The organism is Polaromonas sp. (assembly GCF_043778355.1).
Taxonomy (GTDB): Bacteria; Pseudomonadota; Gammaproteobacteria; order Burkholderiales; family Burkholderiaceae_C; genus Polaromonas.
In genome coordinates this window covers 18051-29289 of the sequence record NZ_JAYWHI010000037.1, presented here as the reverse complement: position 1 = coordinate 29289, position 11239 = coordinate 18051, and the positions used below count along the sequence as shown (strand labels likewise).

Sequence of the window (11239 nt, the reverse complement as noted above, 5' to 3'; positions counted from 1 at the left end):
TTGCAGCCGCTGGCTGTGGCCAAGCTGCTCAAGGCACTGGTCGAAAAAGAGCAGCCGCAATTGGTGATCCTCGGCAAGCAGGCGATTGACGACGACTGCAACCAGACCGGTCAGATGCTGGCGGCACTGCTGGGCTGGCCGCAGGCGACCTTTGCTTCCAAGGTCGATGTTGCCGACGGCAAAGCCGTGGTCATGCGCGAGGTCGACGGCGGCATGGAAACCCTGAGCCTCACCCTGCCGGCCATCATCACCACTGACCTGCGCCTGAACGAGCCGCGTTATGTGACCCTGCCCAACATCATGAAGGCCAAGAAAAAGCAGCTCGACAACTTCAAGCCGGAAGACCTCGGCGTGGACGTCAAGCCGCGGCTGAAAACACTCAAGGTCAGTGAGCCACCGAAACGCAGTGCCGGCATCAAGGTGCCCGACGTCGCCACGCTGGTTGACAAGCTGCGCAATGAAGCCAAGGTCATTTAACCCCCACCCTTGTCATTGCGGGCCTGACCTGCAATCCAGGCTGGTGCGCCACCATGGATCCCGGATCAGGTCCGGGATGACAGAAGTCAAAAACATCAGGAGCTATTCATGACATCACTCGTCATTGCAGAACATAACAACGCCACCATCCGTCCCGCCACGCTCAATACCGTCACGGCAGCCGCACAATGTGGCGGCGACGTGCATGTGCTGGTGGCTGGCCTGAACGCCGGCCCCGCCGCCCAGGCCGCCAGCCAGATCGCTGGCGTCGCCAAAGTCATCCATGTGGATGGCGCACATTTTGAACATGGCCTGGCCGAAAACATGGCGGCTCAGGTGATCGCGCTGGCAAGCAGCTACTCCCATATCCTCTTTCCGGCCACAGCCTCGGGCAAAAACATCGCGCCGCGTGTGGCGGCCCTGCTCGATGTCGGACAGATTTCGGACATCACCAAGGTCGATGCGGTCGATACCTTCGAACGCCCGATCTACGCCGGTAACGCGATCGCCATCGTGCAGAGCCTGGACGCGACCAAGGTCATCACCGTGCGCACTACGGGTTTCGACGCGGCTGCGGCTACCGGTGGTTCTGCCGCCATCGACGTGCTCAGCGGCGAGGCCGACAGCGGCAAGTCGGTGTTTGTCGGCAGCGAAATCGCCAAGAGCGACCGTCCCGAACTGACCGCCGCCAAAATCATCGTCAGCGGCGGCCGCGCACTGGGCAGCGCCGAGAAATTCAACGAAGTCATGACGCCACTGGCCGACAAGCTCGGCGCGGCCCTTGGCGCCTCGCGCGCTGCGGTAGACGCCGGCTACGCGCCCAACGACTGGCAGGTCGGCCAGACCGGCAAGATCGTCGCGCCCCAGCTCTACGTAGCCGCCGGCATCAGCGGCGCGATCCAGCATCTGGCCGGCATGAAAGACAGCAAGGTCATCGTCGCGATCAACAAGGACGCCGAAGCCCCGATTTTCAGCGTGGCTGACTACGGGCTGGAAGCCGACCTGTTCACGGCGGTGCCGGAGCTGGTCAAGGCACTTTGAGGTTGTCATTGCGGCCTTGAGCCGTAATCCATGCTGTTTGCAGCGGCCATGTTGGGGCTGCGGCATGGATGCCGGGCCAAGCCCGGCATGGCATGACAGGTTTTATGATTTCTGGAGACAAAGACATGAGTTACAAAGCCCCCCTCAAGGACATGCTGTTTGACATCAAACACCTGGCCGACATCGACGCCGTGGCCCAGATTCCGGGTTTTGAAGAAGCCGGTTTCGAGACGGCCCAGGCGGTGCTTGAAGAGTGCGCCAAGTTCAATGAGGGGGTGCTCTCGCCGCTGAACTGGGAGGGCGACAAAAACCCTTCAAGCTGGAAAGACGGCGTGGTCACCACAACGCCAGGCTTCAAGGAGGCCTACAAGCAATATGCCGAAGGCGGCTGGCAAGGTCTGCAGCATCCGCTGGACTTCGGCGGCCAGGGCCTGCCCAAAACCATAGGCGCAGCCTGCGGCGAAATGCTCAATTCGGCCAACATGAGTTTTGCGCTCTGCCCCTTGCTCAGCGACGGCGCGATTGAAGCGCTGCTGACGGCCGGTTCGGACGAGCTCAAGGCGGTGTACCTGGAAAAGCTGGTCAGCGGCCAGTGGACTGGCACCATGAACCTGACCGAGCCGCAGGCCGGCTCCGACCTGGCGATGGTGCGCAGCCGTGCCGAGCCGCAGCCCGACGGCACCTACAAGGTGTTCGGCACCAAGATCTACATCACCTACGGTGAACACGACATGGCCGAGAACATCGTGCACCTGGTGCTGGCGCGCGTCACCGGCGCGCCCGAAGGCGTGAAAGGCATCAGCCTGTTTGTGGTGCCCAAGTTCATGGTGGGCAAGGACGGCGCCCTGGGTGCGCGCAACGATGTGCACTGCGTCAGCATCGAACACAAGATGGGCATCAAGGCCTCCCCGACGGCGGTGCTGCAGTATGGCGACAAGGGCGGCGCTGTGGGCTACCTAGTGGGCCAGGAAAACCGCGGCCTGGAGTACATGTTCATCATGATGAACTCGGCGCGTTATGCCGTCGGCATGCAGGGTATCGCGATTGCCGAGCGGGCTTACCAAAAGGCCGTGACTTTCGCGAAAGACCGGGTGCAAAGCCGTCCGGTCGATGGCTCAATCAACGCGAGTGCACCCATCATCCACCACCCCGACGTCAAACGCATGTTGATGACCATGCGCGCCTACACCGAAGGCTGCCGCGCCATGGCGTCGGTGGCTGCTTCGGCGTACGACGCGTCGCACCACCACCCCGATGCCGAGGTGCGCAAGCAAAACCAGGCCTTCTACGAATACATGGTGCCGCTCGTCAAGGGTTACAGCACCGAGATGAGCCTGGAAGTCACCTCCCTCGGCATTCAGGTGCACGGCGGCATGGGTTTTATCGAGGAAACCGGCGCAGCCCAGTATTACCGCGACGCCAAGATCCTGACAATTTACGAAGGCACGACTGCCATTCAGGCCAATGACCTGGTGGGCCGCAAGACAGCGCGCGACGGCGGCCAGACCGCCAAGGGTATTGCCGCCCAGATCGAGAAGACCGAGGCTGCCTTGCTCAAGCAGGGCGGCGCTGCAGCCAAAACCGTGGCCAAGCGTTTGAAAGCCGCACGCGAAGCCTTTGTTGATGTGGTGGAGTTTGTCGCGGGCAACACCAAGGCGTCGCCCAACGCGGTGTTTGCCGGCAGCGTGCCTTACCTGATGCTGGCCGGCAACCTGGTGGCCGGCTGGCAACTGGCGCGCTCGTTGCTGGTGGCCGAGGAAGAACGTGCTGCGGGCCATGACGTGGATTTCATGAAGGCCAAGATCACCACGGCGGTGTTCTACGCCGATCATCTGCTCAGCAAGGCCCCCGGCATGCGCGACAGCATCGTTGACGGTGCCGACAGCGTGACAGCGCTGGCGCTGGAGGCTTTTTGAAGCCCATCCCGGCCAGTCGTTTGCTATAAATTCGATAGCTTCTGTCGCCCGTTTGACATGGGCTACAGCCATAATTCGCTAAAAATAATACTGACTTCACCGGAGACACCATGTCCAGACTTCCTGCGCCCTTAGACAAGCTTCCGCTGCCCATCATCGGCTCGCCGCTGTTCATCATCAGCAACCCCAAGCTGGTGATTGCCCAGTGCATCGCCGGCGTGGTGGGCGCCATGCCGGCGCTCAATGCGCGGCCGGCGGCGCAGCTGGAAGACTGGCTGGCCGAGATCACCGAGACGCTGGCGGCCTACAACCAGGCGAATCCGGACAAGCCAGCCGCGCCGTTTGCGATCAACCAGATCGTGCACAAGTCCAACGACCGGCTGGACCACGACATGGAAATGTGCGTCAAGTACAAGGTGCCGATCTACATCACCTCGCTGGGCGCGCGCGAGGATATCAATGCGGCGGCGCACAGCTACGGCGGCGTGGTGCTGCACGACATCATCAACAACAAGTTTGCGCGCAAGGCGATCGAAAAAGGCGCTGACGGCCTGGTCGCTGTGGCGGCCGGTGCCGGCGGCCATGCCGGCGTGAAAAGCCCGTTCGCCTTGATCCAGGAAATCCGCCAGTGGTTCGACGGCCCGATTGCGCTGTCGGGCGCCATATCGACCGGCGGTGCCGTGCTGGCCGCGCAAGCCATGGGCGCAGACTTTGCCTACATCGGCTCGGCTTTTATTGCCACCGACGAGGCGCGAGCCTCGGACGCCTACAAGCAGTCCATCGTCGACAGCAACAGCGACGACATCGTCTACTCCAGCCTGTTCACCGGCGTACACGGCAACTACCTCAAGCCCTCCATCATTGCCGCCGGCATGGACCCGGACAACCTGCCCGATGGTGATTTGAAAACCATGAACTTCGCCAGCGGCGAAGGCAGCAAGTCCAAGGCCTGGAAAGACATCTGGGGCTGTGGCCAGGGCATAGGCGCGATCAGCAAGGTGCAGAGCACGGCCGATTTTGTCGCCCAGCTCAGGCGCGAGTACGCCGAAGCGCGTCAGCGCATCGGCGTTTAAGTCGGCATCTGCGCTTTGCGGCCATGACGCCCGCGCAACGCCTGCCGGGGGTGGACGCCCTCAAGGGTGGGGCCTGCGTGCTGATCGTCTGGCACCATCTGGCGTTTTACGGACCGATGTCCGACGTGGTTCACGGCGCTGCGCCTTGGCTCATGAACTGGCTTTATACCTACGGCCGCATGGCGGTGCAGGTCTTTCTGGTGGTCGGTGGTTTTCTCGCCGCCTGCTCTCTGGCGCCTGAGGGCAGAGCCCGCTTTCAGCAGCCGCTGCGCCTGATTCTCAAGCGTTATCGCCGTCTGGCGCTGCCGCTGGTGGTGGCGGTGCTGATCACGGTGGGGGTGGCGGCGCTGGTGCGGCCCTGGTTGCAGCATGACTCGGTGCCCGGTGCACCGACGTTTTGGCAACTGCTGAGCCATCTTTTTCTCCTTCAGGACCTGCTGGGCCAGGAGGCGCTATCGGCCGGCATCTGGTACGTGGCCATCGACCTTCAACTGTTCGCCATGACCGTGCTGGTTCTCACACTGGTTCGCGGTGAGCGCCATCGCTGGGTGGTGCTGGCGCTGGCAGCGGCGTCGCTGCTGATCTTTAATCGGCACGCCGGGCTCGACATGACCGGCCTCTACTTTTTCGGTGCCTACGCGCTGGGTATGCTGGCCTGGTGGGCCAGTCGCAGTGCGCAGCCGGTGCGCTGGCTGCTGGCGATTGCCGGCCTGGGCGCGGTGGCGCTGCTGCTCGACTTTCGCGGGCGGCTGCTGGTCGCCGTGGTGGTGGCGCTGGCCCTGGTCTGGCTACAGCGCGGTCGGTGGCCAGTGCGTTGGCTGCAGCGGGCCTGGATGCTTCGGCTGGGCCAAATTTCCTACGCGGTCTTCCTGATCCACTTCCCGGTCTGCCTGCTGGTCAACGCGGTGGTCAGCCATGTCTGGCCTGCGCAGTTGCTGGCCAATACGCTGGGTTTGCTGACGGCCTTCGGACTGTCACTGCTGGCGGGCGATGCGCTGTACCGCTGCGTGGAGTCACCCGACGCGCGCTGGCGCACCCTGTTCAAACCTGTGCTGGCCGCGCGTTGATCCTTTTTTTTGCCCGTTTGTTGGTTAAAGTGGGCGCCAGCCCATATCGGGCGGGCGTGAAAAGCTCCTGATTTGATAGCGGGTTGACCGGTCTTGCAGCGCGTCATGGGTCGGGAATATACTGGTTATCCATACAGTTATGTTCCACCTGGTTGCCGCCATGCCCGATGTCCTCATCCCCGTCCACGCCATCAAGGGCCGTGGCACCGCCACCCGACTGGCGCACCGCTTTGAGAAAGACACACGCTCCGACTGGGACGACGGCTGGGGCACGCTGGAGGCGGACGCTGCTGACGGCCTGCCCCCGCTGGAAACCACGGTCAGCTTTGAGGACGCCCGCAGCGCCATCACGCGCAACGATTCGCCCGACATCTTTTTTGACCACAGCCTGAACCCTTACCGCGGTTGCGAACACGGTTGCATCTACTGTTATGCGCGGCCCACCCACAGCTATCTGAACCTGTCCCCGGGGCTGGACTTCGAGACAAAAATCATTGCCAAGCGCAACATCGCCGACATGTTGCGCGCTGATCTGGGCAAACGCAGCTATGTGCCGCAACTGCTCAACATCGGCTCGGGCACCGACTGTTACCAGCCGGCCGAGCGGGAACTGCGCCTGACCCGCGCCGTGATCGAGGTTTTGCAGGAAGTGCGGCATCCGTTTTCGCTGGTGACCAAATCCAGCGGCGTGGAGCGCGACCTCGACCTGATCGCCCCCATGGCGGCCGACCGGCTGGCCGCCGTGTATGTGACCATCACCACGCTGGACCCTGAACTGGCGCGCACGCTGGAGCCGCGCGCCGCAGCCCCGCACCGACGGCTGCGCACCATCCGCACCCTGGTTGACGCGGGTGTGCCGGTCGGTGTCAGCGTCGCGCCGCAGATTCCGTTTGTCAACGACGACATGGAAAAAGTGCTGGAAGCGGCGTGGGACGCCGGTGCACGTTCGGCGTTTTACACCGTGATCCGCCTGCCCTGGGAAGTGGCGCCGCTGTTCAAGCAGTGGTTGGCGCTGCATTACCCGCAGCGCGCCGACCGCATCATGGCGCGCATCCAGGAGATGCGTGGCGGCAAGGACTACGACAGCGACTTTGCCTCGCGCATGAAGGGCAGCGGCCTGTGGGCCGACCTGATCAAACAGCGTTTTGAAAAAACCTGCCACCGCCTCGGCTTCAACCGCCAGCGGGCGGAACTGGATCTGAGCCGTTTTGTCCCGCCCTCGGCCTCAGGCCAGGCGAGCCTTTTCTGAGCCGCCATTCACCTCACGCCGAGAGTTGCCGCGCGTGGTGATTCAGGTGGTCGGCCATGAAGCTGCTGATGAAATAGTAGCCATGGTCGTAGCCCGCGTGCCGGCGAAGATGCAGTGGCTGGCCAGCGCGCGCGCAGGCCGCTTCAAACAGCTGGGGGTTCAGTTGCTCGGCCAGGAATTTGTCGGCCAGTCCCTGGTCGATCAGGATGCCGCCGGGGTAGGGCGCTGCGTCCAGCCTGGCCATCAGTGCCGTGGCGTCATGTGCTGCCCAGGCCGATTCGTCGCTGCCCAGGTAGCCACTGAAGGCCTTGCGGCCCCAGGGACACTGGCTGGGCGCGCAGATCGGCGCAAAGGCTGACACCGACTTGAAAAGCGTCCGGTGGCGCAGCGCCAGGGTCAACGCGCCATGGCCGCCCATCGAATGGCCAAAGATGCCGATGCGGCTGGCGTCCAGGGGCAACGTGGCGCTCAGCAGCGGCAGCAGCTCGCTGGTGATGTAGCTTTCCATGCGGTATTGCGGCGACCACGGTGCCTCGGTGGCATCCAGGTAAAAGCCCGCACCCACGCCCATGTCCCAACTGTCGCTTTCGCCGGGCACCTTGGCGCCGCGCGGGCTGGTGTCCGGTGCAATCAGCGCCAGGCCCAAGGTGGCGGCCAGCCGCTGCGCGCCCGCCTTGGTCATGAAGGTTTCCTCGTTGCAGGTCAGGCCGGCAAGGTAGATCAGCGCGGGCACCTTGCCGCCGGCGTCGTCGATCACGCCTTGCGGCGGCAGGAACACCGAATACTTCATCGGCAGACCGATGCTGGTCGAGGCGTGCTGGTAGAAATGCTGCGCGCCGCCGAAGCAGGCATGTTCACTGAGGAGTTCGGGTTCGGCGTTCATGCGTTCTGGCCTGGTTGCACCAGTTCGAGCACCGCGTCGGCGAAGACCTGCGGCTTTTCCTGGGGCAGGTTGTGTCCCGCGCCCGGCACGATGTGATGCGAACGGGGTCCGGTAAAAAAGCGGGCGTGTTGCGCGGCTGTGGCCGGGGGGCGCACGCCGTCGTCGTTGCCGTCAAAAGTGATACTGGGCACGCTGATGGCGGGTTGTGCCGCCAGGCGGGCTTCGATGCCGGTCAGTGCCGGATCGCCCGCCACCAAACCGAAGCGATGGCGGTAGGACTGAATGACCACATCCACAAAGTCCGGGTTGTCGAAGGCGGCGGCGCTGCGTTCAAAGGTGGCGTCATCAAACACCCAGGTCGGTGACCACAGGCGCCAGAGCAGCCGGCAAAACGCGCGCCGATCGGCTGCCAGCCCGGCGCGGCCGCGTTCGCTGTGAAAGTAATACTGGTACCAGAGGCTGTGTTCCTTGTCCGGCGTGTCCGGCAGCATGGCATTGGCGATGTTCTGGATGTTGTAGCTGTTCAGCGAGACCAGCCCGCTGCAGCGTTCCGGCCACAGGGCGGCGACCACGCAGGCTGCGCGGCCGCCCCAGTCGTAACCTGCGAGCACGGCGCGTGGCACGGCCAGTACATCCATCAGTGCCAGCAGGTCGGCGCCCAGGGCCGCTTGTTCGCCCGATCGCGGCGTGGCAGCGTCCCGAAACCGTGTGGCGCCGAAACCGCGCAGACAAGGCACATAGACGCGGCAGCCCTGCGCAGCCAGCAAGGGCGCCACCTCGGCGTAGCTGTGAATGTCGTAGGGAAAACCATGCATCAGGAACACCGGCGGACCGTCCACTGGCCCGGTCTCGAACAGGGCCACATTCAGCACACCGGCAGTGACGTGGCGCAGCGGCTGGAGGCTGTTCATCGGCGGGCCACTCAGTACAGGACCACGCCGCGAATCGACTCGCCGCGCTTCATCAAATCAAAACCTTTGTTGATGTCTTCCAGCGGCATGGTGTGGGTGATCAAATCATCAATGTTGATCTTGCCTTCCATGTACCAGTCGACGATTTTCGGCACGTCGGTGCGGCCGCGCGCGCCGCCGAAGGCCGAGCCTTCCCATTTGCGGCCGGTGACAAGCTGGAACGGCCGGGTGCTGATCTCGGCGCCGGCTTCCGCCACGCCGATGATGATGCTGCGGCCCCAGCCCTTGTGCGTGCATTCGAGCGCCTGGCGCATGACCTGGGTGTTGCCTATGCATTCGAAGCTGTAGTCGGCGCCGCCGTCGGTCAGTTGCACGATGGCATCAACCACGTTCTCGGTTTCTTTGGGGTTGATGAAGTGTGTCATGCCGAACTTGCGCGCCATCTCCTGGCGGGCGGGGTTGACGTCCACACCAATGATCTTGTCGGCGCCCACCATCTTCGCGCCCTGGATCACATTGAGGCCGATACCGCCCAGGCCAAAGACCACTACGTTGGCGCCGGCCTCGACCTTGGCGGTGAACAGCACCGCACCGATGCCGGTGGTCACGCCGCAACCGATGTAGCAAACCTTGTCGAAGGGCGCGTCTTCGCGGATTTTGGCCAGCGAGATTTCGGGTGCCACCGTGTAGTTGCTGAAGGTCGAGGTGCCCATGTAGTGGAAGATCGGCTTGCCGTCCAGACTGAAGCGGCTGGTGGCGTCGGGCATCAGCCCCTTGCCCTGGGTGCCACGAATCAGTTGGCACAAATTGGTTTTGCGTGACAGGCAGAACTTGCACTGGCGACACTCCGGCGTGTACAGCGGAATGACGTGGTCACCTTTTTTGAGTGTGGTGACGCCGGGGCCGACATCGACCACGATGCCCGCGCCTTCATGGCCGAGGATGGCCGGAAAGATACCTTCCGGGTCGGCGCCCGAGAGCGTGTAGTAGTCGGTGTGGCAGATGCCGGTGGCCTTGATCTCGACCAGCACCTCACCGAACTTCGGGCCCTGCAGATCGACAGTTTCTATGCTCAGGGGTTCGCCGGATTTCCAGGCGACAGCAGCTTTGGTTTTCATGAGGGGCTTGTGCGGAAGTGATGGGAAGGAGGGGAGACAAGGCACTATAAGCCAGCTCCGGGCCGCCCGCAGTCGGGCCGGCACATGACCGCATCACGCCGGTGTTTCAATTTGAGAATCATTGCCCACCGGTACAGACCCGGCGGCATGCGCAGCCGTTGCAGTGCCCGGGGTTTTAACGAAAAGTGTTACCAGCCCATACCGGCTGGGCGCAAGCAGCTATCGTTTTGATAGCTGCTCGCAGCCTTCGGCCTCAGGGCGCGAAAAAACCCTTGAGCTTGTCGGTCCAGGTTTCCTCGGTCGGCGAGTGTTTGGCGCCGCCTTTTTTCAGGGACTCGTCGAGTTCCTTGAACAGCTTGCGCTGGTGTTCGGTCAGCTTGACCGGTGTTTCCACCGTGATGTGGCAATAGAGGTCGCCCGGGTAGCTGGAGCGCACACCCTTGATGCCCTTGCCGCGCAGGCGGAACTGCTTGCCGGTTTGTGTGCCATCGGGGATGTCGATGGCAGCCTTGCCGGCCAGCGTCGGCACCTCGATCTCACCACCCAGTGCGGCAGCCGCCATGCTGATGGGCACCACGCAGTGCAGATCGTCGCCATCGCGTTCGAAGATCTCGTGTTTCTTCAGCCGGATCTCGATGTACAGGTCGCCTGGCGGGCCGCCATTGGTGCCCGGCTCGCCGTTGCCGCTGGAGCGGATGCGCATGCCGTCGTCGATGCCGGCGGGGATTTTGACTTCCAGCGTTTTGTTGCTTTTGGTCTTGCCGACGCCGTGGCAGCTCACGCAGGGCTCGGGGATCAGCTTGCCGGTGCCGCGGCACTGCGGGCAGGTTTGCTGCACGCTGAAAAATCCCTGCTTCATCTGCACCACGCCGTGGCCGTGGCAGGTGGTGCAGGTCACGACCTTGGTGCCGGGCTTGGCGCCGCTGCCGCGGCAGATGCCGCAGTCGTCCCAGCTCGGGATGCGGATCTGCGCGTCCTTGCCGCTGGCGGCTTCTTCGAGCGTGACCTCCATCGCATAACTGAGGTCGCCGCCGCGGTAGACCTGGCGGCCGCCGCGCTGACCACCGCGCGCCTGCTGGGCGCCGAACACGTCGCCGAAGATGTCACCGAACGCTTCGGCAAAACCGCCGAAACCTTCCGCACCGGGACCACCGCCGCGGTTCGGATCGACGCCCGCATGACCGTACTGGTCATAGGCCGCGCGTTTTTGCGCGTCCGAGAGCATCTCGTAGGCCTCTTTGGCTTCCTTGAATTTTTCCTCGGCTGCCTTGCTGCTGTCACCCTGGTTGCGGTCCGGGTGATGCTTCATCGCCAGCTTGCGATAGGCCTTCTTGATGTCATCGTCACTGGCGTTTTTGGGAACACCCAAGGTGTCGTAGTAGTCTTTTTTGATGGCCATGGGAACTCGTGTTCAATGAAAAAGATTGCACTGCCCCGGATGTGCCAAAGCGGAACGCGGGGACACGCCCCGATTCCGCTTCGCTGCCCGATGGCTCAAAAGGTG

10 protein-coding genes are annotated in these 11239 nt (G+C 63.3%); 6 read left to right on the top strand and 4 right to left on the bottom strand.

Annotated features, from left to right (window positions below; genetic code table 11):
- The 6 genes from ACH2CW_RS07050 to ACH2CW_RS07025 all read left to right on the top strand — a co-directional run.
- Nucleotides 1-477, top strand: a 477-nt coding sequence (locus ACH2CW_RS07050; protein ID WP_395056509.1) for an electron transfer flavoprotein subunit beta/FixA family protein, incomplete at its 5' end; no start/stop codon positions are given.
- Between the two features lie 108 nt (nt 478-585).
- Nucleotides 586-1518, top strand: coding sequence for an electron transfer flavoprotein subunit alpha/FixB family protein (locus ACH2CW_RS07045; RefSeq protein WP_395056507.1), 933 nt, complete (start codon nt 586-588; stop codon nt 1516-1518).
- A 125-nt stretch (nt 1519-1643) separates the two neighbouring features.
- On the top strand, nt 1644-3434 hold the full coding sequence (locus ACH2CW_RS07040; protein ID WP_395056505.1) for an acyl-CoA dehydrogenase: 1791 nt from the start codon (nt 1644-1646) through the stop codon (nt 3432-3434).
- Between the two features lie 110 nt (nt 3435-3544).
- A complete protein-coding gene (locus tag ACH2CW_RS07035; protein WP_395056503.1) occupies nt 3545-4507 on the top strand; it encodes an NAD(P)H-dependent flavin oxidoreductase in 963 nt (320 codons plus the stop codon).
- 23 nt (nt 4508-4530) lie between these two features.
- Nucleotides 4531-5574: an acyltransferase family protein gene (locus tag ACH2CW_RS07030; protein ID WP_395056501.1), complete on the top strand. Its 1044-nt coding sequence runs from the start codon at nt 4531-4533 to the stop codon at nt 5572-5574.
- A 160-nt stretch (nt 5575-5734) separates the two neighbouring features.
- Nucleotides 5735-6823 (top strand): PA0069 family radical SAM protein, encoded by a 1089-nt coding sequence (locus ACH2CW_RS07025; RefSeq protein ID WP_395056499.1) that lies wholly within the window; start codon nt 5735-5737, stop codon nt 6821-6823.
- 13 nt (nt 6824-6836) lie between these two features.
- Here ACH2CW_RS07025 and fghA read toward each other — a convergent pair whose 3' ends face one another.
- The 4 genes from fghA to dnaJ form a co-directional block, all read right to left on the bottom strand.
- On the bottom strand, nt 6837-7706 hold the full coding sequence (gene fghA / locus ACH2CW_RS07020) for an S-formylglutathione hydrolase (RefSeq protein ID WP_395056497.1): 870 nt from the start codon (nt 7704-7706) through the stop codon (nt 6837-6839).
- The gene (locus ACH2CW_RS07015; RefSeq protein ID WP_395056495.1) at nt 7703-8617 is read right to left on the bottom strand and encodes an alpha/beta fold hydrolase; all 915 of its coding nucleotides are present in this window, start codon (nt 8615-8617) and stop codon (nt 7703-7705) included. The genes fghA and ACH2CW_RS07015 overlap by 4 nt, the downstream gene beginning before the upstream one ends.
- Nucleotides 8618-8628: 11 nt before the next feature.
- Nucleotides 8629-9735, bottom strand: coding sequence for an S-(hydroxymethyl)glutathione dehydrogenase/class III alcohol dehydrogenase (locus ACH2CW_RS07010; protein WP_395056493.1), 1107 nt, complete (start codon nt 9733-9735; stop codon nt 8629-8631).
- Between the two features lie 253 nt (nt 9736-9988).
- Entirely contained in the window at nt 9989-11134 is a 1146-nt protein-coding gene (gene dnaJ / locus ACH2CW_RS07005; RefSeq protein ID WP_395056491.1) for a molecular chaperone DnaJ, read from the bottom strand.
- Between the last annotated feature and the right edge of the window lie 105 nt (nt 11135-11239).